The organism is Paenibacillus sp. ICGEB2008 (assembly GCF_000307675.1).
Classification (GTDB): Bacteria; Bacillota; Bacilli; order Paenibacillales; family Paenibacillaceae; genus Paenibacillus; species Paenibacillus polymyxa.
Genome location: NZ_AMQU01000027.1, coordinates 62,113 through 84,132, shown reverse-complemented (window position 1 = coordinate 84,132; position 22,020 = coordinate 62,113). Strand labels below are relative to the sequence as shown.

Here is a 22,020-nt window from a genome sequence, read left to right as displayed (position 1 = left end):
CTTTCATATCTGATGTCCATTATACATACTATCGTACATCCGTTCATTCTTAGTGATTCATTCATACGAAAATGAAGGCACAATACTGATGCAAAGCCAAAGCCGGTCCCATCCGAGTCAAACTGTTTATCTATAAAATAAAAAAAGGTTGTCTCCCACCAAAAATCGCAGGAGACAACCTTTGAATACATACATTTTCTTTTAACGGGTGGGAAAACGAGAGGTGTCCTTCTTGACCTGGCTCCAGGTATAACGCAACATCCAGGTATCCCACTCCGTAATTTTAGGAGAATTTCCGGCCCACATAATCGTAGGCACAGGGAACCCGCCAGGTGGACGCTCGTGCTCTTCATAGAAATCAGGCAAGCCGAATCCATGCCCCATCTCATGCTCTGTGATCTGAACTTCATCCGAATTCAAGGTGCTCAGGATATAATCATCAGGCATACGTTGTCCCCAGTCACCACCGGCTCCACCCTGAAAATTAGACGTTCCCCATAAGTACATATCAAATCGCTTGTCCAGTCCCCCCGGATACGTATAGTTAGGGTCCATAAAATGTTCAAATCTCGACAGTGCATTAGGAGCAACCGGAAGTTTTGCCGGAATATTGGGGTCTGTTTTACTCAAGTCATCGGTAATCGTATCCGTGTAAACGATTTCATTCGATTGTTTGTTAAGGATCTGCGACGGATTTGCAACGGCCCAGCCTACTATTTTTACAGTAATATAATCATACGGCCAGCCGTCATATCCTTTTAGCTGCTTATTCCAGTTATTTATTTGGCGACTTAGCATGGAAGCCATATCTTTACGTTGCTGAAGAGTGATATTTTTAGAGGATTGCCAGCGCACTACATAATTTATCGTTCCTTTTCCCGCATAAATTTGATCAAAAATCAAATTTTTACGGTTGGTCGAGCCTTCTTTGACTATCCTATTCTTCCAAACCCATTCTACCGAAGGCTTAAATCTAGCAGGTATTTCAGCGGCAGCCAAGCTATTACTGGTTATTTCTATATTCGAGGTGCTTTCATAATCTGAGGCTGCTGAACCGACATTAGCTCCGCCAACCAGTAAAGATGCAGCCATTACCAATGAAAAAGAAGCCATGATCATTCCTTTTTTCTTCGGCATTTTTTCAGCCTCCGTACCTGTTATTTTTACGAGCACATTCAAAATAACAAACGTTTATCTCTCACCTACACCCACTCTCAATTTTGAATTAAATAACAATTTTATATTATCATTGGAATAATATACCGTCAAACAAAAAGATCCCCTCTTCATAGAGAGGGGATCAGCATCCATAGAGTAGCGTTGTGTTCCTACTCTATGGATTTCAACGCCGATTCAGCCAGTGAAGCTAGCAGCTTCGCTGTTCCCGGCAGCGCGCGTTCGTCCAGATCAAAGGCAGGATGATGCCATTCCTGGCTTCCCGCAGTGCCGACAAAGACAAACACACCTGGGACGTTCTTCTGATAAAATCCAAAGTCCTCGCTTGCCGAGGAAGGTATGGGACGAACGACCTCCAGACCAACCGCTTCGGCCGCCTGCACCGCGATTACAGCCAACTTACCGTCGTTCAGTACAGGTGGCGGACCCTCGATCCAGCGAATGGTCGCTTTCGTGCCAAAAGCATCGGCTACGCCCTTGACGACCTGCTCGAAGCGTTCAGCCACCTGGGCTCGAACATTCTCGTCAAATGTGCGGATGGTTCCGTCCAAATGAGCGCGGTCTGGGATGATGTTCCAAGCATTGCCACTGTGCAGCTTCGTGACACTGATGACCGCGCTATCGAGCGGGTTAACGCTCCTGCTCACAATCGATTGCAGTGCCGTAATGATATGCGACGATACCACAATGGGGTCAATCCCTGCATGCGGAACTGCCGCATGTGTGCTCAAGCCCTCCACCTCAATGCAAAATCCGTCTGCCGCTGCCATTAGCGGTCCTTCTTTGATACCGACCGTGCCTACGGGCAGGTCTGGTTTGTTATGCAGGCCGAAGATGGCCTGCACCCCTGCCAGCGCACCGCTGTCCAGCACTTGGGCAGCGCCTTTGGCTTTCTCCTCGGCAGGCTGGAACACCAGTCGAACCGTCCCTTTCAGCTTTTGCTCCCGCTGCTTCAGCAATGCGGCTGCACCTAACAGGGATGCCGTATGAAAATCATGCCCACAGGCATGCATCTTGCCAGGATGTAGCGAAGCATAGGGCAATCCCGTCTCCTCCTGGATGGGCAGTGCATCAATGTCTGCACGAAGCGCAACCGTTGGACCTTCCTGCTGTCCGCCGATTTCCGCTACCAATCCGGTACGCAGCGGCACATCCAAAATCGTTATATCCTGTTCTTTGAGCAGGCGGCGAATATAGGCGGTAGTTTCAACCTCCTCGTTAGACAGCTCGGGATAACGGTGCAGATGACGGCGAATCTCCACCAATTTCTGCTCCAAAACCTGCTCCTTCGTCCCGGTTGATCCACTCATCCCTATTCCTCCTTCGTGAATCCATATTGGTTACAATTTTTATGTCAATAGTATCTAGGACTGCACAGGCAACCCGGCAAAAGCTTCATGCAACAACTCGAATGAGCGCACACGCTTGCCGATATCCCGTATGCCTGTCGTTACAATCAGCTCATCTGCCTGATACTTCGCTTGTATTTCAGTCAGCGCAGTATAAATTTCGTCTTTATTTCCTTTGTTAATTTGTGCTTCTGTAACTTCAATTGTATATTCTTCATCCGATTGCTTACCGAATTCCTCTGCACTTTCCAGCGCCCCCACTGTAGCTGTTTTGCCACTGGCCAGATGAATCTTGTACAGCTTCTGCTCACCTGCCAACTCCGCTGCTTCCTCGGAAGTGTCTGCCACAATAACCGATAGCGCAAAAAGTGCCTTTGGTTCACGCCCATAACTGTAATCGAAAGACTCCCGATACTTACGGAATGAATCCAGTGCAACCTGCTCACTACTGTTAATAAATTGCGAAAAAACATAGGGTAACCCCAGACGTGCAGCAATGCCAGCGCTGTCTGTACTTGTACCCAAAACATAAATCTCTGCTGGGATTTCTGGAATCGGATTCGCCTGTAATCCGGCCAGCGGTCCTTCTTCAATCGGGATATTATGAATATAGCGGCTTACTTCATCAATTTTCTCTTCAAGAGAAGGCGCATCATGCACGTTACGTTGTAACGCCTGTGTAGATTTCGGCAACCCACCTGGCGCACGTCCGATACCCAAATCTACACGCCCCGGTGCAAGAGAGGCTAGCACATTAAAGTTTTCAGCCACTTTATATGGACTGTAATGCTGAAGCATTACCCCGCCAGACCCGATGGTAATACGCTCGGTACGTGCTAATAGATGGGAAATAAGCACCTCTGGTGATGAGCCTGCAACCTGCTCGGAATCATGATGTTCTGATACCCAAAAGCGTGTGAATCCCAGCTCTTCTACACGCTGCGCCAGCTTAATTGTGTTGCGAAGGGCCTGTGCCACCGTTTCACCCTCGTGTATAGGGCTTTGATCCAATACTCCGATTTTAATGCTCATGTCTCCCTCTCCCGTCTAAATTGAATAGTTATATTCTGGTGTAATTCGTTTCAGGAATTGTTGGGTACGCTCCTCTTTGGGGTGGTTAAAAATAGCGTCCGGTGTGCCTTCCTCAATAATATGGCCGCCATCCATAAATACCACATGATTAGAAACATCACGCGCAAAGCCCATTTCATGTGTCACGACAATCATCGTTATGCCTTCCTTCGCAATCTTGCGGATTACCGACAGCACCTCACCCACCAGTTCAGGGTCCAGCGCCGAAGTCGGCTCATCAAATAAAATCACCTCTGGGTTCAGCGCTAAAGCGCGCGCGATGCCGACACGCTGCTGCTGGCCGCCGGATAGCTGGCTCGGATAATGATTCAGTTTTTCGCCGAGGCCAACCTTTTCCAGCACTTCAATACTGATTTTTTTGGCTTCCTCCTGCTTAACCTTGCGGACAACAATGAGTCCCTCCATGACATTTTCCAGCGCAGTTTTATGCTTGAACAAATGATATTGCTGGAACACCATAGCCGTCTTTTTACGCAAGGCCAAAACATCCTTCTTCGCAGGTCGCTTGCAGTTCACGGTAAAATCGCCAATGCGGACTTCTCCGTCATTCGGCTTTTCCAGATAATTAATGCAGCGTAGCAAGGTTGTTTTTCCTGAACCGCTTGGTCCTAAGATAACAACGACCTCGCCTTTGTTTACCGTCAAATCAATGCCTTTGAGCACTTCATGTTTGCCGAACGACTTTGTAATATTTTGCAGACGGATCATGATGCTCGACCTCCATTAAACACATTGATTTTTTTCTCCACCAAGCCGGATATTCGCTCAATCAATACCGTCAAGCCCCAAAATAGCAGTGCTGCCGCAATATACACCTCTAAATATTTCCAGTTGGTGGATGCCAGAATTTCAGCCTGTGCCTGGATTTCCGTGACCGAAACCGTGAAGGCCAAGGTAGAGCCATGCAGCATCCCAATAACCGAATTCGTCAGGTTCGGCAAACTCACCACAAACGCCTGTGGAAATACGATGCGTCTCAATACTTGCCATGTCGTCATACCAACCGCATAAGCCGCCTCAATTTGGCCCTTGTTGACCGACTGGATTCCGGAACGGACGACCTCAGACATATAGGCGCCACTGGTAATGGAGAACGAAATGAGTGCAAATACCATATAAGGAACGTCTTTGGATTGCAGTGACCAACCGAAATGCTTCGCTCCTGCATCAATCAACAAAGGCAAACTGAAATAAATAAGCAGCAGATGCATCAGCATCGGTGTACCTCGGATAAAAGTAACGTAAGCGTGAGAGATTTGCGACAACACAGGAACGTTATAAATTCGTGCCAACGCCGTTATAATCCCGATGACCAACCCTGCCAGCACGGAAACCACTGTAATGATTAAAGTGTTGGGCAACGCCGAGAACAATCCTAAAAAGGCGGTGTATACAAATCCAAAGTCCAGACTCATATGCCTTTACCTCCTTTACTCAGACGAGGACTTCTCAGGTAACGCACCACAAAACCTTTTCGTTTTGCGGGCTCTTTCTGTACTGAATCTCTATGCTCATGCCGGAGAAGCGTATTTTCCAGCACCTTGAATAATTTTTGTACAATCAGACTGATCACCAGATAGATAAGAGACAACGCGATATACGTTTCAACAAAATGCTGGGTAGCCGAGCCTAATGTTTGCGATTTTCCTGTCATCTCCATCGCACCGATGGTAAACGCCAGCGAAGTATCCTTCAAATTACCAATGACCAGATTGGAAAATACGGGAACCACCACAGCCAGCGCTTGTGGCAAGATGATACGTGTAAAAGCCTGATAGCCTGACATGCCGACTGACTGTGCAGCCTCGATTTGTCCCCGATCTACAGCTCCTACACCAGACCTGATAATTTCAGAAATAAAGGCTCCACTGTTGAGCGCATAGGTCGCTACAGCAAACCACAGCACATCCCATCTGGAGGAATTGATATCCACCAGCTTTAGTAGCTCTGGCAGGCCGTAATACACCAGAAACAATTGAATTAGAATAGGGGTTCCACGGAAAAAAGAAACATACACCTGAGAAACACGTTTGAGAAATGGAATGTTATACATGCGAGGCAGCGCAACCAACAGACCAATGATCAGTCCCAACACAAGCGAGCTTGCCACAATAAACAAGGTGATGTGCAAATAGGACAGCATTTTCGGGATAAAGCTAAAAACATAATCAATATTGAACTCTCTGCTCATATGCCTGCCTCCTTTCTATACATCAGCGGTCAGAATACATAAAGTACCCTGACCGCTGAAATGTCCAAGTCTGTCCTTACTTCTTACTGCTGGAACCTTCTTTTTTCACATCCTCCAGGGACTTTGTGAAGTCCTCTCCAAGCCATTTGATGCTCAGCTTCGACAACGTGCCGTCGTCCTTCACTTCCTGAATGGCTTTGTCCAGGTCATCCGCCAATCCTTGCTCATTTTTGTTCAGTACATACAGCACATCCGATTGAGTCAAAGGATCACCGACGGTTTTCAGAGCTACTTCTCCTTTTTCATCGGTGTTAAAACGGTTCGCAAAGTCTGTCGTAATGGTCGCATCTATACGGCCGCTCGTAATTTGTTGCACCGTATCATTGGCTGCACCAGACGTATATACGATATTCAGAGCATCCCCGTGGGTTTTGTTATACTCTTTCAGCACATACGCCGCATTACTGGTTGGACTGGTAAGTACCTTTTTCCCTTTTAAATCATCAATGGAATGAATGCTATTATTATCCTTCGCTACAGCCACTCTGTTCAGAAAAATGCTATACGGATTTTTGTTGAACAGATACTTGGCTTCGCGTTCCGGGTTTTTCTCCATTTGATGCGATACCAGATCAATCTTGCCGGCATCGAGACTGAGCAGCAGATTTCCAAAATCCATCGTTTTGAATTCAAACTCGTATTGAGGCAGGCGCTTGTCCAGCTCCTTAATCAGCTCCACATCAAAGCCTGTTAAATTTCCATTTTCGTCAATAAAGCATACATTTTTAAATTGAGTACCTGTGCCTACGATAATTTTCTTCACGTCTCCGCTTGAACCTGACGCACTAGACGTGTCATCTGAGGAACCGCAGCCAGCCAACACCAGAATGATTGCCATAACAGACAATATTGCAAACCACTTTTTCATATGAATCCCCCTCATCTCTTTGCATATCAGCAGTTTGCGACATAAGTCAATCCACCAACCTATAGAACTTTTCTATAACAAAACAGCCTCCCTGAAGCCTTCTGTCAGTGCATCTGAAAAATCCGAGGTCACTGCGCAGTCTTCTTTGGCCGCGATTATGCTAATCTGCATAGATACCCCAGCCACCTCTGGAACATGAATGCGGAACAGCCTCTGATCCTTCACTTCACGGTTCACACAGACATCCGGTAAAAAGGCAATGCCCGCCTCTTGCAATACCAGCTTTTTGGCCGTGACCACATTGTCTACCTGAAAAGCTATATCCGGTGGCTGCTCCAGTGATTCAAAAGATCGATGAATCCTCATCCAATCTAATGATCCGCATTCGAAAAACACCAGTGTTTCACGTTGGATATCCTGTATGCTAGCCTTACCTGTCTTCGTAAACGGGTGGCCTTCATATACATACAGGGAAATCGGGTCTTCATAAAAGGCAAGCGTACGAATAGCCGGATGCATCACTTTACGGACAAAACTAATGTCTACCTCACGGTTCAACAGCTTATGTACCAGTTGATCCGTCGTAGCCGTCACAATTTTGTAGTTGATTTCCGGATACCGAGCACGAAGCTGCTTTAATATTTCAGGAATAATGTAGTTCGACACCGATATCGTGCAGCCGATTCGAATTTGCTGAGGGGCTTTCTTGCGCTGTTGAAGCTTTTGCTTCCCTTTTTGTAGCACTTGGAGCATCTGCTCTGCATAAGGAAGAAACTTTCGTCCATCCTCGGTCAGAATCGTTTGTTTGCTTTGACGGTCGAATAACTTACACTCAAGCTCGCGTTCCAGCGTCTGAATCCGGGCTGTGACAGAGGGCTGTGACAAGAACAACGCTTCTGCCGCCTTATTAAAACTTCCATAATGATTCACGTATACAAAGGCTTCCATATTCTCGATATTCATACGCAAGTCCCCCAGTAAGTTTTATATACATTTATCCAATGAGTTAACTTGGTTTTTTGTATCATAAAACTCACTGAACGACCTGTCAATGGAAATATTGAAAATATCTATAACTTTAACAGTTCATTTAGTTCTTTAACCGAACGGTCCAATCGTACAACCAACTCTTCGGACAATCCATATGCTCCACCCGGCAGGCGCTCGACCCACTGATCCACCGCATACACCCCACCAAGAATATGTCTTCCCCCCAGCGCGTTGAGCACCGGCTTCAGGCGTAGTCAATGACCAGCAGATGGGCCAGTGTACCGCCGATAAATAAAGGCAAGACAGGCTTCTCTCTCAGACCTTCCTGCGGAACCAGATCCAGAAATATTTTCAATAGCCCTGAATAGGCGGCTTTATATACTGGCGAAGCCACAATGACGGCATCTGCGTCTGCAAGCAACGCAAGCGATGCTGTGACGTCGGGACTATTAAAGTTAGCTTTGATCAAATCCTCAGCTGGCAAGTCGACCACATTCAGTAATGTAACCTCTGCTCCAGCCTCCCGTAACTGCTCAGTTGCATAGTGAATCAAGCAGTACAAACGGGATTGTGTAGATGGACTGCCTGATAGGATGACAACCTTGGACATCTCATTCCCTCCTTCTGTTATGCGTCAACTTTCACTTTGGATCTGGCTGCTGTATAACGATTCTCAGGAATCGGTACGCCCAGGTTTTCACGCAATGTGCTAAATTCATAATCCTGACGGTAAATACCGCGCTCCTGCAAAATAGGCACAACTAGATTTACGAAATCATGTAGGCCCGTTGGCACGTCGGAACCGATAATGAATCCGTCTGCGCCTTTTCCTTCAAACCACTCTTGCACTCGATCCGCTACCTGCTCAGCAGTTCCAATAAAAGAGGTTCTCGGCGTAGCTGAACGTAATGCAACCTCACGCAGGGTCAAATTCTGCTCTTTGGCTGTTCGTTTGATTTTATCTGTACCACTGCGGAATGAATTACTGCCAATACCCTCAAGCTCAGGGAATGGCTCATCCAGCGGATATTGTGAGAAATCATGATGATCGAAAAAACGCCCCAAATATTTTAACGCAGCCTCGATCGTTACTAGATTGGTAATCTCCTCATACTTGCGTTCCGCTTCCTCTGGCGTACTGCCAATAATCGGCGAAATGCCTGGCAAAATGACAATATCCTCTTCTGATCTGCCATAGCGCACCGCACGTTCCTTCACATCACGGTAAAACTGCTGCGCTTCCTCCAAGGTTTCATGTCCTGTAAATACAGCATCCGCTTCCTTGGCAGCCAGGTTTTTGCCATCTTCTGAGGAACCCGCCTGGAAAATGACCGGCTGTCCCTGCTTGGATCGTCCAATGTTAAGCGGACCCTGCACAGAGAAAAACTCACCTTTGTGGTTCAGTGTATGCAGCTTGTCGGGATCAAAGAATACGCCGGCTTCCTTATCACGAACGAACGCATCCTCTTCCCACGAGTCCCATAGTCCTTTGGTCACCTGCAAATATTCATCGGCAATTTTATAGCGCTGTGGATGCGATGGATGCTCCCCTTTGTTAAAGTTAAGAGCAGAACCTTCCAGCGGGGAAGTCACTACATTCCAGCCTGCACGACCTCCACTAATATGATCAATGGAAGAAAACTGGCGTGCTACCGTGAACGGTTCGCTATAGGAAGTCGACAATGTGCCGACCAGTCCGATATGCTTCGTCACCCCAGCCAAAGCAGACAAAATCGTAATTGGCTCAAAACGGTTCAGAAAGTGAGGAATGGATTTTTCGTTAATAAACAAACCGTCTGCGATAAATACGAGATCAAACTTCCCTTCCTCTGCCTTTTGCGCCTGCGTTTTATAAAATTCAAAATTAACACTGGCATCCGCCGGTACATCAGGGTGGCGCCAAGTCGTCATGCTTCCCCCAACACCGTGAATTATCGCACCCAATTTAATCTGTCTATTCTTAGCCATGGCTCTTCCACCTCTCTTGAATATAATTGTTATACCGCTTGATTATAACTTTCCAGCACTTTACCCAGCTCTTCCAGATCCGGGTTAAGAAGTGCTTCATATTTGTTATCTCCGCCTACCTCTACGACAGGAACATAGCGAATACCATATTTGGTCTCCAACACATCACGCAGTGCATCATTACCGTCCACTTGGATATTTTCATACGGCTGATTTTGGGATTCTAGGTACGATTTTATCTCTCCACAAAAATGACAGCCGGTTTTGCTCCACACTACAACTTTAGGTTTGGATGACATATACATACCTCCGCGAGTTTAATGTTTATAATCCCGATTGATTAAATATGAATTATATCTATAATGTATCCTGCTCCCTTCTTTCCGTCAATCGCTTGACTAATAGACAATGGTAATTAAACGATAGAAAATTTTAATTTTATATTGCATTGAATCGGATAGGTGACAGCCTGTTATTTAAATTTGGGTAGATTAGAGTTTAAATGGGACTTGGCGCGGACATCCTTGGAATAGTAGCGCCCTTATGGCGAAATGAAATGAGGTTGGACAAATGCAGGAATGGACCATTGTAGCTTTACGTACGTTATTAGCCATCGTTATTCTTTTTGTGATTACCAAGATTCTCGGAAAACGTCAGGTATCACAGCTTTCCTTGTTCGAATATATAACTGGAATCACCATCGGTAACTTGGCTGCTTCTATCCCTTTGGAACGCGAATCCTCCTGGTACTTGGGTACTGTATCGTTAGCCGTATGGGTACTGACAACACTTGGCATTGAATTTTTGCAAATTAAAAGCAAGAAAGTCAGGGATTTATCAGATGGAAAGACGACAGTCCTAATCAAAGACGGCAAAATTTTAGAGGATAATCTGAGAAAAGAGCGACTCACCCTGGATGAACTCATGGAACAGCTTCGAAGCAAGAATGTATTCAAAGTAGCTGATGTAGAATTTGCTCTTATGGAAACTAGTGGCGAAGTCAATGTGCTGTTAACCAAAGACAAGCAGCCTGTGACGCTTAAGGATCTGAATATGCTGCAGCTACCGGAGAAGGAACCTACTGCAGTCATTATGGATGGACAACTTATGGAGCAACAAATGGCATACATGGGGATTACTCAGCAATGGCTGGATGCCAAGCTAAAGGAAAAGAGTCTAACGGTCAAAGATGTGTTTTTTGCCCAGGTGGACACACAAGGAGAACTATATATTGACCAATATAGCGATAATGTACAACAATCCAAGGTACAGGACTCTAATCAAGCCGTGCTGACTCTATTAGAACAGTGCACTACTGAATTGCAAAAGCTCGCATCTGGCTCCAGTGAGCAGCAAAGAAAACAACTATACGAACAATGCTCACAAAGTTTGAAACAAGCTATACAGGAGATGAAGCCGGTAAATACATCTAACTCCTGAGCATATACACATAGCCCGTAAGAGTATAAGCATAGGAACAAAAAAAGGAGCGTCCTGCCAGCCGTTTATGGCTTGGAAGACGCTCCTTTTGTAATTACAGGGCCAGTGCGCATTTCATGTTTACACTGTAAAAAAATAATCTCGTTCTACCTTGCTCACTCTTAAACCGAATGCTGTATACCACTCGGATTTCCCTTTCTCCTGTGCTACCTTGTGCAGCTCGTTATCCTTCCAATGTTTTATAGCGTCCAAAGACTCCCAATAGGACACTGTGATGCCCACTCCGTTTTGGTCACGAACACTTTCCACACCTAGAAAGCCAGGCTACTTGGCAGCCAGTTCCACTATTTTGTCCCCCATCTTTCCGTATCCACCATCCCCTTCCGAACGTTCAGAAGTAAAAATAGCTGCATAATAAGGGGGCAGTGGTGTCTTTGCAATTGAACTCATAGGTACCTCCCAGAAATTAATGATTAATCGGCATTTTTCTCAAGTTCGATTATAACCACAAAGCTGAGATAAAAAAAATGAATATATGTGATACTATGTATGAATATATTTCATTCTAAGTTGGAGGACATATGAATTTGTTTAAATATAAGGTCTTTCTTAGCGTAATAGAAGCAGGAAGCTTTACCAAAGCAGGAGAACTTCTCAATCTAACACAATCCGCTATTAGCCATGCCGTTTCCGCTTTGGAGCAGGAATTGGGCCTGACTCTTTTAATTAGAGGACGTTCAGGCATCCAATTGACCAGCAACGGAGAACGTCTGATGAAGCATTTCAGAGAAATCATACAAATGAATGAAAAGCTGTATCAAGAGGTCGCCCTCATCAAAGGATTGGAAACCGGAACTGTAAAGATAGGCACATTCTCAAGTGTATCCATCCATTGGTTGCCTGGGATCATCCAAAAGTTTAACGAGCAGTTCCCACTTATTGAACTAAAGTTGCTTGACGGGAACTACCATGACATTGAAAAATGGATAGCCAGCGGAGAAGCTGATTTTGGCTTCGTTAATCTGCCTACTCTCGATGGACTGGAAGTATTACCGTTAAAAAAAGAAAGAATGCTGTGCGTACTTCCATCTAATCATGTGCTTCGGGAGCAAACAAGCATACGTGTGGATCAGCTTCTCCATGAACCCTTCATTATGCCGGCTTCAGGCTGTGACACAGATGTACAGAGAATTTTTTCCCAGCATAAGCTTGTTCCGAAAATCAAATATGAATTAGAAGATGATCATGCCATTATGGCTATGGTGCAAAATGGCCTGGGCGTAAGTATCCTGCCCGAAATGATTTTAGTGCAAAACCCTTATGAAATTTGTATTCGGCCCTTGGATGGACCATATTTCCGTTCCGTTGGTATCGCTACTGCCTCCTCAAAGAACATGGCTCCAGCCGCCAAGAAGTGTATGGATTTTATTACTGAATGGATCAACTAGTTTCTTCATGTTGGCCAAGGCAACGGATTCTCAAAGCTGGACCAGTCCATTTCCATTTCGCTATCGTCCAGCAGACATTCATCTAGCTCTTCTTCCAAGTTCAGCCGATTCATTCCGATACCGATCATAACGATTTCGTTCAAGCGGTCTCCCCATTGCTCATCCCAATGGTCCAGAACCTCAGGGTTGGCCGCGACGATTTCCTGCTGTTCTTCTTCTGGCAACGCCGCAAGCCAGCTTCCCGCTGGACCAAATTGAATAGATGGCCCTGCCTGGCTGATACTCGCTGCCCAATCCTGGGGGGCTGCAATCCAGGCCAAACCCTTGGCGCGAACGATTTCCTCCGGCCAGTAGCTCATAAATTCTGCCAATCTTGCAGGATGGAACGGTCTTCTGCGGCGATAAACAAAGGAGTTGATTCCATATTCGTCCGTCTCCGGTGTGTGGCTTTCCAGCTCCAGCTCGCGAATCCATCCAGCGGATTGACTAGCTTTGTCAAAGTTGAACAGCCCCGTATTTAAAATGTCCGTAGGCGTGACCTTTCCCTTGGAGGTGCGAATGATTCGGGCTTCAGGCTGCAATCTCCGCAGCACACCCTCCAGCTTGTCCAGCTCTGCGGGCTGAACCAGATCGCACTTATTCAGAATCAATACATCACAAGTTTCAATCTGGTCAATTAGCAAGTCCGAGATATCACGTGTGTCATCTTCTCCAGTAGCCTGCTTGCGATCCAGCAGCGTTTCTCCTGATTCAAAGTCATGCCAGAAACGGTTCGCATCGACTACAGTCACCATACAATCCAGTTTTGCCAGCGAAGCTAAATCAATGCCTGTTTCTTCATCAGCGTATGTGAAGGTTTGAGCGATGGGTACGGGTTCACTGATGCCTGTAGATTCGATTAATATATAATCAAACTCACCTTGTTCCGCCAGCTTCTTGACCTCAAGTAATAAATCTTCACGCAATGTACAGCAAATACAGCCATTAGACAACTCGACCAGTTTTTCTTCTGTTCGGGACAAGCCGCCCTCTTTCTTAACCAGCTCGGCATCTATATTCACTTCACTCATGTCATTAACGATGACTGCTACTTTCATTCCGTCTCGATTGTTTAATACATGATTCAGAATCGTCGTTTTTCCTGCACCCAAATACCCGCTCAACACGGTTACCGGGATTGGTTTCTTATTCATTGCTGGTGCACTCCCTTTAATATTGGTTTATTATTGTTTTAATCGTAATTATTACTATTAAATCAGCATTCAGAAATATACATTATTCCTTTTGCTTTGTCAACTGTAAAGAAACTCTTGAAATGAATGATCTTGAGTCATTAATATGAGAAATAACGACACTTAAAGAATTAGGAGAATGCTATGCGCTCAATCTGGTTAGGTGTGTTTGCAGCTTTCTTTTTTGCTTTTACATTTGTTCTCAATCGGTCTATGGAGCTGTCTGGGGGAAGCTGGATCTGGAGTGCTTCGTTACGTTATCTGTTTATGGTTCCTATGCTGTTTGTCATTGTCATGGCCCAGCATAAGCTTAAGCCTCTGTGGAAAGTTATGAAGGAACAACCGGGAAGGTGGCTGTGGTGGAGCTTCATCGGATTTGGTTTATTTTATGCTCCGTTATGCTTCGCATCGGCATATTCACCAGGTTGGTTGATCGCAGGAACTTGGCAAATAACCATTATTTCCGGTTCTTTGCTTGTTCCTTTATTTGCTGAGGTTGTCCATACGGAGAACGGACCTGTCAAAGTACGAGGAAAAATCCCTATCCAAGGACTATTGATGTCTCTGATTATTTTAATCGGAATTATTGTGATGCAGATCGAACAGTCGCAATCTATTTCTACTCAAGATTTTTTATTCGGTATATTGCCTGTCATACTGGCTTCTTTCGCATACCCTTTAGGTAATCGTAAAATGATGGAAGTTTGTGCGGGGCGGTTAGATGCCTATCAACGTGTGCTCGGAATGACTATAGCCAGCCTGCCTTTTTGGTTATTGCTTTCGTTATACGGGGTTTTTAGCACAGGATTGCCAAGCAAGGATCAGACCATACAGTCTGCTCTGGTGGCCGTGTTCTCAGGGGTCATTGCTACGGTTTTATTTTTTAAAGCTACAGATCAGGTACGTGGAAATATGCAAAAGCTGGCCACAGTAGAAGCCACACAATCGCTGGAAGTGCTTTTTGCACTAATGGGGGAATTAATCTTTTTGTCTATCCCCATCCCATCTGCTTGGTCATGGCTGGGAATGTTCATCGTTATCCTTGGTATGAGTCTGCATAGCTATGTATCACATCAAAAAACGACTGTTCAGCAAATACGATCTAAAAAGGCAGATTCCGTTTAATGCAAAAGCAGCAGATCATAGAAGAGGCTTCTGATCTGCTGCTTTTTGCCGATTTATGATCAATCCATTACCAAGCGTAGGCTTCTGGTGCAGGTTTTCCCGGACCCGGGAAAATCTCATCCAGCTTGGCAAGCACATCTTCACTTAATTTAACCTCAGGTACCCGCAGCGCATCCTCTAACTGTTCTAATGTACGTGGTCCGATAATTGGAGCCGTCACGGCCGGATGAGATAGCACCCAAGCCAGGGCAATCACGTCTTCCTTTTCGCCCAGCTCGCGGGACAACGCTGCAAATTGCTCCAGCTTCGCACGATTCTGCTCTACCTTTTCCTTGGCACGTGCGCTACGGGAACCAGTACCTGCTAATGCATTGCGTCCCAGCAGTCCGCCCGCCAACGGACTCCATGGAATCACACCCAGACCCAGCTCTTGAGCTGCCGGTAATACTTCAAGCTCAGCTGAGCGTTCGTTCAGGTTGTACAAATGCTGCTCCGATACCAGTCCCAGAAAACGCCGTGCCTTCGCTTCGGCCTGCGCCACCGCAATGTGCCAACCCGCAAAATTACTGGAACCGATATAGCCAACTTGTCCCCGATCCACCACGGACTCAAATACGCCCCATAGCTCATCCCATGACACGTTGCGGTCAATGTGATGCATTTGATATAGCTCTATATGGTCTGTTTGCAGACGTTTCAGCGACGAATCCAAATGACGGCGAATTTTGTATGCAGATAAGCCCGATCCTGCATTGGGCCCGTCATTTTCATTTTTCATGTCTCCATATACCTTGGTCGCCAATACGACCTTCTCGCGTCTTCCACCACCCTGTTGGAACCATCGTCCGATAATTTCTTCTGTCCAGCCTTTACGGTCATGGCCATATACATTAGCCGTATCAAAGAAGTTAATGCCCGCATCCAGCGCGGCATCCATAATTTTAAAAGCATCCTTTTCTTCAGTTTCCGGTCCGAAATTCATTGTGCCTAGACATAACCGACTAACCTTCAAGCCTGACTTTCCTAAGTATGAATATTCCATACTATCTCCCGCCTTTGCTTAAGGATTTTTTTTAAATTCCGAAAAATTGCATAAAAAAAGACCATACCCACTTCATTCACCAGAATAACCCCCTTTGAAACACCCCAAAATGGATTTGAAAAGGTGGATAGCGCATGCAAAAAAGCCTCCGTACCATGCCGAAGCATTACATGCGGAGGCCACCCCTACATACTACACGCCGAATGTTAAGAAAGTGACTTTACGGCGGAGCCGCTCACCTCAGCCACCGTAACTCACTCTCTTTTTAACAATCAAGGAATTAATTTTGTTTCTTTCGCTCGCTCTGCCATTTTCTTCGTATGCTTGCTGAGCGGCTTCTTAAGTACTAATCCAAACAGGAAGCAAATTCCGATAAACACAAACAGCATCACTACATCTCGTGTTACCGTTGAAGGCAACATTCCTCCTACCGTTTCCCGTAGTAGACTAACCGCATAGGTGAACGGTACGAACGGATTCAGGGTCTGAAAGAAAGCTGTACTCGTCGCAATAGGAAATGTGCCCCCTGAACTGGAGAATTGGAGCACCAGCAGGATGACTGCCAGACCCTTCCCGATATTGCCGAACACCGAAACCAAAGTATAGGTCATGGCCGTAAACACTAGACTGATCAGCATAGAGGAGAGTACAAATGCTACTTTGGCATCCACATATGTTCCCAACAGGAACAAATCACCGAGAGATACGCTCAGCGCCTGAAAAATACCAATTGTAGAAAACGTCATGAGCCGTCCAAAATACACCTGGTAGCTTTTATATTGACCTTCCGGGTCATCCACATCTACCCTGAACATGGAGACCAGCAGCATCGCACCTACCCAAATCGATAATGTAGTGTAAAAAGGTGACATCGCAGAACCATAGTTAGGAATCGGGTATATCCGCTCCTGCTTCAGTGATACCGGACTACCGAGGAAATCACTTTCCTTTTTTACATCTCCCTTAAGCAACGCAATAGCTCTTCCGAGGGCATTTTCGCCCTTAAGCTTACGGATCGTGTCTGCTGCCTGACGTATGGAATCCTCGGCAGCAGGAAGATCGGTTCTGACAAAATTGGCTACCTGGTGTACCGCTTTTTCAGCTTCAGGAAATTTGTTTTCAATCAAATCCGCCATTTTAACAAACTGTTGTTCCGCTTTCGGCAAATCATTACGTACAAAGTCTGCCGCCTGATGAATTTTACTTTTAACCGTTGGCAAATCGTGCTTCACGAAGTCTGCTGCTTTGTTCACAGCATTCGTAAACTCGTCCATACGTCCCTGAATCGTCGTAGCGGCTTCATGCAGCTTTTGGCGATATTGTGGCAAGTCCTGCTGGATACGTGTTAGCTCTTGCTGGCCGAATTCAGCTGCGGCCTGTGCATCATTTAATAGCTTATCAATATTCGGGAGCTGCTCTTGAGCTGTGGTCAACACATTGGCAGAATTGCGGGCAACAGATTTGATTTGATCCAGCGCCTTTTGAATGGCAGGAGCATATTCCGTATCATAATTGTCCAAAATGCTGTCAATTCCGCTACTGATTTCTCCTGCAAGGCGGTCAGCATCATCCAGCAGATTTTGGGCAGGCTTCTCACCACGCTGAATAGCATCCCCAATGCTAGTGACCGTGCTATTCAATCGGCGGAAGCGATCCTCTACCCCGTTTACCCGGGAAATAAGTGAATTCAGTGCCTGGCTAGGCAAATATCCGTTCACACGGTTCAGCAGTTGAGAAATATGGTCCAGCACACCTACGGCAGTCGTGAGCCTACCGCTAATCCGATTCGCCGCAGCTTGTGCTGCTTTAGGATCAAAATCCACACCACGAATGATGCCTGTAATCTGTGAAACTTCATTCGCAATTTGTTGAACCAGCTGTAAATCTTCTTTAACTATGGTTCCGATCGAATCAAGCGCACCTTCGTTTTTATCCAGAAAGTCAAGTATACCAGTTGTAAAATCCTTGCCTGTATCGGCTATTTTCTGTACTTCCGGCAGTGCTGTCCGGGCAGCATTAATGACCTTTAGGGCCGTTTGCGTGTCCTCCAAGGCGGTAGCGAGTGCACTTTCTACCTTATTGAAATTCTGATCCAGCTCAACAATTCGGTCACCGGCTTTTTGAATATCGGGCAGTTTTTTTTGTTATATCCAAAATAACTGCGGCCACCTTGTCCAGCTCAGGCAGGTTTTTGTCAATTTTAAGCACTAGGTCGCCAGCTCGGTTGATTTCAGGAATTTTTTCCTTCAATGCAATGATCTTTTGGCCCTGAGCCTTAATTTTCGGTAAATTCTGCTCCAGCTCCAATGCCTGCTTACCCAACCGATCGATATCAGGCAACCGATTATTCAGCTCCAACACCCGATTCTCAATGTTGCGAATCGTCGGCAACTCCTCTTCCAGCTTTACTCCGGCTTCCTTTAATTTCGTCAAAACCGCCTGGCTGGCCGTTTCAATAAAGTTTTGGCTAATTTGGTTTGTCAGAGAGGTTGCCCCTGAAGAAGTAATTTTCGGAGCGACCGCGTTGATTTTTTCATTCACAGCATAATCGATCTCCGGCTTCTGCGGATTTTCTGTAAGCACACTCGTAATTTTCTCTGAAAAATCTTTTGGGATCAGCAGGCTGGCATAATAATCACCGTTCAGTACCCCTTTTCGCGCTTCCGCTTCATTGACAAAAGTCCAACCCAGCTTCTTGTTATTTTCAAGGCTATGTATAACCTCGTCGCCGATATTAATCTTTTTACCATTTACCTCAGCACCCTGATCTTGGCTGGTTACTGCAATTTTAATACCTGATGTATTCGCATATGGGTCCCACATTGCTTTCAAATTCACCCATGCGTAGACGGAAGGCAAAAGAATGATGCCAATGACTAATAAAGTCCCGGTCGATACTTTGAATACATTTTTCCAGTCTGTTAAGTAGATTTGCCATATCTTCCGCAACCTCACCACTCCTCATATGTACATTAACCTATCGTCCAGTGTTGTATGCACACGTATTGTAAACGATTTGAGCGGCTGAAGCGAATGTAATAAACGAACTCCATTTGCAGGCATAGCCTCCATCAAATAAAAAGCACCCTATTTATTGATTTGGGGACTCCCCCCCCCCATTTGTGAGACAGGGATCAAAACATTGGTTCTTCGCCATTTCGATACCACCTCATTCATGTTTGTAGCTGTGCCTTATTCTTTATTCCCAGTTGCTCCATAACCTCTCTTATCGAAACTCTTGCCAATCTCATTTCAATAGCTTTCATCTTTATTTCTAAGGATAACTCACTCTCGTTGCTAACGTAAAAACACCTCCAAGGTTATCTTCATATCTTACGACATGGCTTGATTCTCTTGAAGGTGTTTTGATTCGTCTCACGTTATGAGGGCAGTTCCTCTTAAGCTGAAGGCAGTACTTTCTTTAGTTTGCGTCTTAGTTTATATTTTGCCAGCAACATATAAAGAGACGGTACCACAAATAAAGTCAGAAGTGTAGAAAACAGCAAACTGCCAGTTACCGCGATTGGAATCATGCAGCCGACCACGTTGATCGGTTGCCTTTTAAGTTTTATTGAGTTATCGTCTCCCGTTAGCTTAATAATGCATTGCTATCAATTTGATACAATATGCTGATCATTTTGATGCGCATCTTCATTAAAGTAATGTTCAAACTGTTTTTCCATTTTATCGGCTACCAAGTTTGTGTAGCGTGAATGCACAATTGCTGTAATGACAAAATAAAGGGAAACTATTGTTAGAAAAAAATAAAGTATATTCATAGAAAAAACCCTCTCCAGAAGATAGATGGATCGAAGATTGTATGGTTCCATTTGACTTTATGTGAGCTGCATTTTTATTTTATAAAACTATTGGTCACTTTTTCTTACCATTCAACCTGATCAAAACGCATGTCTTTATAGTAGAACTCCCTATCATGATCCGTAATCTCACGAAGAACTCTGCATGGATTTCCAACAGCTATTACATTCGCCGGGATATCCTTGGTTACCACACTACCAGCACCAATTACACTCCCTTTGCCAATCGTGACTCCTGGAACAATAATCGCTCCGCTCCCGATCCATGCCCCATCCTCAATGACCACTGGTAATGCAAACATCCCGCCTTCTTTGCGCTTTTCTGGATGTACAGGATGATTCGTTACAGCAATCGTTACATTCGGGCCAAACATGACATCATTACCAATCGTAACTTTATAGTCGTCAACCACGGTTAGATTGAAATTGATATATACATTATTTCCTACGGTCGTATTTGAACCATAAGACATGCGAATTGGCGGCTCCATCCATACATTTTCTCCAATGCTTGCAAAGAGTTGTTTCATTAACGTTTTGCGCATTTCAACATCATCCGGATGCAAATTATTAATTTCATAGCATATTGCCTTACCACGCTGGCGTGCTTTCGCCAACTCTGCAGCCTCTTTCGGATAATTAGCATCGTGATCTGTAAATAATTGTTTGCTAGCCATTCGTTCTTGGATATTCATGCAACATTCTCCCTTATAAATGCTTGTATTTATTAGAGTAAATTGCATAACCCTTAGTTATGATCAGGTTTATGCAAAGTTTCTAGTTATGTTGTTAAGCCACTTAAACTGTCGATATCGAATAAAAGCAATGGGTAATTTAATCATCTCGTCTAAGCTGATGACGATATACAAAAAGATAGGCGGCACTTGCCAAACAAAAGCACATAGGTAACTAAGCGGCAGAATAATAAGCCACATGACAACAGTGTCGCACCAAAATCCAAATTTGGAATCCCCACCAGCCGTAAATATACCCGCTATAGTTGTGGAGTTTAACGATTTGGCCATACAATAATACGCACTAATGTAAAGCATTCCATCTAGGTAACTTTGAGCAATTGAATTCAAATTGACGATGGAGTATACCAATGGTTTAATGAACAGAATCGTGCAGCCTGCAATAACTCCAAATATCAAAGCATAAAAACACATTTTGTTGCCCGCATGCTTTGCCTTCTCGATGTCACCCTGTCCCAAATACTTTCCAACAAGTACAGAGCCTCCAGTAGCTATGCCTCCACAGAGAACAACTGCTAGGTTTTTAACTACAGACGCTATCGAGTTAGCTGCTACCATATCGGAGTTCACATGGCCAATAATTGCAGCCGTAGCGGTAAGAGCTCCTCCCCATACAATATAATTCCCCTGTACAGGCAGAGTATATTTTAAGAAATCTTTTAATAAATTTCGTTGAATGCCATCACGTACAGGCAAACGAAAACGAATGCCCCCCTTGGTTACGGAGTGAATCATACAACATACTAGTTCAATAATCCGTGCTAAAACCGTGGCAAGAGCTACTGCGGAAATGGCCAGTTCGGGTCTTGATGGGAATAAAATAAAAATGCAAAAGGCATTGAACAAAATGTTTAAGATCAAACATAAGGAGCTAATCCACGCACTGAGTTTTGCATTTTCCATACTTCTAATCACACTGAGATACATCTGCGATATTCCCATCACGAGATAAGAAAAGGAATTCATTTGTAAAAACTTAGAGCCATATTGAATCAGTTCAGTATCATTGGTGAATAAATACATAAGTGCCTCTGGAAGAAAGAAGGAAGTCAAAAAAAAACAAAATGGAGATACAAAAGGAGAACATGCAAGCAATACTAAGAATGCGCTGTATGGTTGGTAAATCCTCCCTTCCCCAGTATTGCGCAGTCAGGATACTTGCCCCCGCTGACATCCCCATGTAAAACAATGTTAATGCAAAAGTAATTTGCCCTGCGAGTGATACGGCTGACATTGCAGATTGACTAATCATACCCAGCATAAATACACCAACGGATATCACGGTTGCTGATATTAAATTTTGTAATGCAATGGGAATGACGAGCATCATTAACTCTCGATTAAAATCACGATTGCTAGATCCTCTAAATTGTATACGGTTTCTCACCTATACCCTGTCCTCTCGTTGATTTCCACAATATAAGAATAGGATAGTATCATTGTTATTTCCATTAAAATTGGCTATA

18 protein-coding genes and 3 pseudogenes are annotated in these 22,020 nt (G+C 44.9%); 3 read left to right on the top strand and 18 right to left on the bottom strand.

Annotation, left to right across the window (positions count from 1 at the left end):
- Window positions 1-201: 201 nt before the first annotated feature.
- The 11 genes and pseudogenes from C400_RS0123030 to C400_RS0122980 all read right to left on the bottom strand — a co-directional run bounded on the left by C400_RS0123030 (window position 202) and on the right by C400_RS0122980 (window position 9,993).
- Window positions 202-1,137, bottom strand: a complete 936-nt coding sequence (locus tag C400_RS0123030) for a hypothetical protein (protein ID WP_017428375.1) — start codon at window positions 1,135-1,137, stop codon at window positions 202-204.
- 191 nt (window positions 1,138-1,328) lie between these two features.
- A complete protein-coding gene (locus C400_RS0123025; RefSeq protein ID WP_017428374.1) occupies window positions 1,329-2,486 on the bottom strand; it encodes an amidohydrolase in 1,158 nt (385 codons plus the stop codon).
- A gap of 54 nt (window positions 2,487-2,540) precedes the next feature.
- On the bottom strand, window positions 2,541-3,557 hold the full coding sequence (locus tag C400_RS0123020; RefSeq protein WP_017428373.1) for an LLM class flavin-dependent oxidoreductase: 1,017 nt from the start codon (window positions 3,555-3,557) through the stop codon (window positions 2,541-2,543).
- Between the two features lie 15 nt (window positions 3,558-3,572).
- The gene (locus tag C400_RS0123015) at window positions 3,573-4,325 is read right to left on the bottom strand and encodes an amino acid ABC transporter ATP-binding protein (RefSeq protein WP_017428372.1); all 753 of its coding nucleotides are present in this window, start codon (window positions 4,323-4,325) and stop codon (window positions 3,573-3,575) included.
- The gene (locus C400_RS0123010; RefSeq protein WP_016821111.1) at window positions 4,322-5,032 is read right to left on the bottom strand and encodes an amino acid ABC transporter permease; all 711 of its coding nucleotides are present in this window, start codon (window positions 5,030-5,032) and stop codon (window positions 4,322-4,324) included. Before C400_RS0123010 ends, C400_RS0123015 begins: the two co-directional genes overlap by 4 nt.
- Window positions 5,029-5,808 carry an amino acid ABC transporter permease gene (locus C400_RS0123005; protein ID WP_016821110.1) on the bottom strand — a complete coding sequence of 260 codons (780 nt, stop codon included), beginning with the start codon at window positions 5,806-5,808 and terminating at the stop codon, window positions 5,029-5,031. Before C400_RS0123005 ends, C400_RS0123010 begins: the two co-directional genes overlap by 4 nt.
- 76 nt (window positions 5,809-5,884) lie before the next feature.
- Entirely contained in the window at window positions 5,885-6,736 is an 852-nt protein-coding gene (locus C400_RS0123000) for a transporter substrate-binding domain-containing protein (RefSeq protein WP_016821109.1), read from the bottom strand.
- Window positions 6,737-6,808: 72 nt separating this feature from the next.
- A complete protein-coding gene (locus C400_RS0122995) occupies window positions 6,809-7,699 on the bottom strand; it encodes a LysR family transcriptional regulator (RefSeq protein ID WP_017428371.1) in 891 nt (296 codons plus the stop codon).
- A 107-nt stretch (window positions 7,700-7,806) separates the two neighbouring features.
- Window positions 7,807-8,336: pseudogene (ssuE, locus tag C400_RS0122990) on the bottom strand (NADPH-dependent FMN reductase).
- Window positions 8,337-8,353: 17 nt separating this feature from the next.
- Complete coding sequence (locus C400_RS0122985) at window positions 8,354-9,694, bottom strand: LLM class flavin-dependent oxidoreductase (RefSeq protein ID WP_017428369.1); 1,341 nt, start codon at window positions 9,692-9,694, stop codon at window positions 8,354-8,356.
- A gap of 29 nt (window positions 9,695-9,723) precedes the next feature.
- Window positions 9,724-9,993, bottom strand: coding sequence for a glutaredoxin family protein (locus tag C400_RS0122980; protein ID WP_017428368.1), 270 nt, complete (start codon window positions 9,991-9,993; stop codon window positions 9,724-9,726).
- 271 nt (window positions 9,994-10,264) lie between these two features.
- Between C400_RS0122980 and C400_RS0122975 the strand changes: the two genes are divergently transcribed.
- On the top strand, window positions 10,265-11,134 hold the full coding sequence (locus tag C400_RS0122975; RefSeq protein ID WP_016821104.1) for a DUF421 domain-containing protein: 870 nt from the start codon (window positions 10,265-10,267) through the stop codon (window positions 11,132-11,134).
- A gap of 120 nt (window positions 11,135-11,254) precedes the next feature.
- On the opposite strand, the pseudogene C400_RS0122970 reads toward C400_RS0122975, so the two are convergent.
- Window positions 11,255-11,584: pseudogene (locus C400_RS0122970) on the bottom strand (antibiotic biosynthesis monooxygenase family protein).
- A 131-nt stretch (window positions 11,585-11,715) separates the two neighbouring features.
- Here C400_RS0122970 and C400_RS0122965 point away from each other — a divergent pair.
- Window positions 11,716-12,582 carry a LysR family transcriptional regulator gene (locus tag C400_RS0122965; RefSeq protein ID WP_017428365.1) on the top strand — a complete coding sequence of 289 codons (867 nt, stop codon included), beginning with the start codon at window positions 11,716-11,718 and terminating at the stop codon, window positions 12,580-12,582.
- A 5-nt stretch (window positions 12,583-12,587) separates the two neighbouring features.
- Here the strand turns inward: C400_RS0122965 and C400_RS0122960 are convergent, their stop codons facing one another.
- Window positions 12,588-13,775 carry a GTP-binding protein gene (locus C400_RS0122960; RefSeq protein ID WP_017428364.1) on the bottom strand — a complete coding sequence of 396 codons (1,188 nt, stop codon included), beginning with the start codon at window positions 13,773-13,775 and terminating at the stop codon, window positions 12,588-12,590.
- A 183-nt stretch (window positions 13,776-13,958) separates the two neighbouring features.
- On the opposite strand from C400_RS0122960, the gene C400_RS0122955 reads away from it, so the two are divergent.
- Entirely contained in the window at window positions 13,959-14,939 is a 981-nt protein-coding gene (locus C400_RS0122955; RefSeq protein ID WP_017428363.1) for a DMT family transporter, read from the top strand.
- 67 nt (window positions 14,940-15,006) lie between these two features.
- Here C400_RS0122955 and C400_RS0122950 read toward each other — a convergent pair whose 3' ends face one another.
- From C400_RS0122950 to C400_RS28205, 5 genes and pseudogenes are all read right to left on the bottom strand, one after another.
- The gene (locus C400_RS0122950; protein WP_017428362.1) at window positions 15,007-15,981 is read right to left on the bottom strand and encodes an aldo/keto reductase; all 975 of its coding nucleotides are present in this window, start codon (window positions 15,979-15,981) and stop codon (window positions 15,007-15,009) included.
- A 272-nt stretch (window positions 15,982-16,253) separates the two neighbouring features.
- Window positions 16,254-18,930, bottom strand: a pseudogene (locus C400_RS0122940) (YhgE/Pip family protein).
- 934 nt (window positions 18,931-19,864) lie between these two features.
- On the bottom strand, window positions 19,865-20,494 hold the full coding sequence (locus C400_RS0122930; protein ID WP_017428360.1) for a sugar O-acetyltransferase: 630 nt from the start codon (window positions 20,492-20,494) through the stop codon (window positions 19,865-19,867).
- Window positions 20,495-20,563: 69 nt separating this feature from the next.
- Window positions 20,564-21,577: an MATE family efflux transporter gene (locus C400_RS28510; protein WP_017428359.1), complete on the bottom strand. Its 1,014-nt coding sequence runs from the start codon at window positions 21,575-21,577 to the stop codon at window positions 20,564-20,566.
- Window positions 21,558-21,941: an MATE family efflux transporter gene (locus C400_RS28205; protein ID WP_269800359.1), complete on the bottom strand. Its 384-nt coding sequence runs from the start codon at window positions 21,939-21,941 to the stop codon at window positions 21,558-21,560. Before C400_RS28205 ends, C400_RS28510 begins: the two co-directional genes overlap by 20 nt.
- Between the last annotated feature and the right edge of the window lie 79 nt (window positions 21,942-22,020).

Bases quoted from the DNA above. Each gene is read 5' to 3' on its own strand.
- C400_RS0123030 (WP_017428375.1), bottom strand. From the start codon at position 1,137: ATGCCGAAGAAAAAAGGAATGATCATGGCTTCTTTTTCATTGGTAATG.
- C400_RS0123025 (WP_017428374.1), bottom strand. From the start codon at position 2,486: ATGAGTGGATCAACCGGGACGAAGGAGCAGGTTTTGGAGCAGAAATTG.
- C400_RS0123020 (WP_017428373.1), bottom strand. From the start codon at position 3,557: ATGAGCATTAAAATCGGAGTATTGGATCAAAGCCCTATACACGAGGGT.
- C400_RS0123015 (WP_017428372.1), bottom strand. From the start codon at position 4,325: ATGATCCGTCTGCAAAATATTACAAAGTCGTTCGGCAAACATGAAGTG.
- C400_RS0123010 (WP_016821111.1), bottom strand. From the start codon at position 5,032: ATGAGTCTGGACTTTGGATTTGTATACACCGCCTTTTTAGGATTGTTC.
- C400_RS0123005 (WP_016821110.1), bottom strand. From the start codon at position 5,808: ATGAGCAGAGAGTTCAATATTGATTATGTTTTTAGCTTTATCCCGAAA.
- C400_RS0123000 (WP_016821109.1), bottom strand. From the start codon at position 6,736: ATGAAAAAGTGGTTTGCAATATTGTCTGTTATGGCAATCATTCTGGTG.
- C400_RS0122995 (WP_017428371.1), bottom strand. From the start codon at position 7,699: ATGAATATCGAGAATATGGAAGCCTTTGTATACGTGAATCATTATGGA.
- C400_RS0122985 (WP_017428369.1), bottom strand. From the start codon at position 9,694: ATGGCTAAGAATAGACAGATTAAATTGGGTGCGATAATTCACGGTGTT.
- C400_RS0122980 (WP_017428368.1), bottom strand. From the start codon at position 9,993: ATGTCATCCAAACCTAAAGTTGTAGTGTGGAGCAAAACCGGCTGTCAT.
- C400_RS0122975 (WP_016821104.1), top strand. From the start codon at position 10,265: ATGCAGGAATGGACCATTGTAGCTTTACGTACGTTATTAGCCATCGTT.
- C400_RS0122965 (WP_017428365.1), top strand. From the start codon at position 11,716: ATGAATTTGTTTAAATATAAGGTCTTTCTTAGCGTAATAGAAGCAGGA.
- C400_RS0122960 (WP_017428364.1), bottom strand. From the start codon at position 13,775: ATGAATAAGAAACCAATCCCGGTAACCGTGTTGAGCGGGTATTTGGGT.
- C400_RS0122955 (WP_017428363.1), top strand. From the start codon at position 13,959: ATGCGCTCAATCTGGTTAGGTGTGTTTGCAGCTTTCTTTTTTGCTTTT.
- C400_RS0122950 (WP_017428362.1), bottom strand. From the start codon at position 15,981: ATGGAATATTCATACTTAGGAAAGTCAGGCTTGAAGGTTAGTCGGTTA.
- C400_RS0122930 (WP_017428360.1), bottom strand. From the start codon at position 20,494: ATGAATATCCAAGAACGAATGGCTAGCAAACAATTATTTACAGATCAC.
- C400_RS28510 (WP_017428359.1), bottom strand. From the start codon at position 21,577: ATGTATTTATTCACCAATGATACTGAACTGATTCAATATGGCTCTAAG.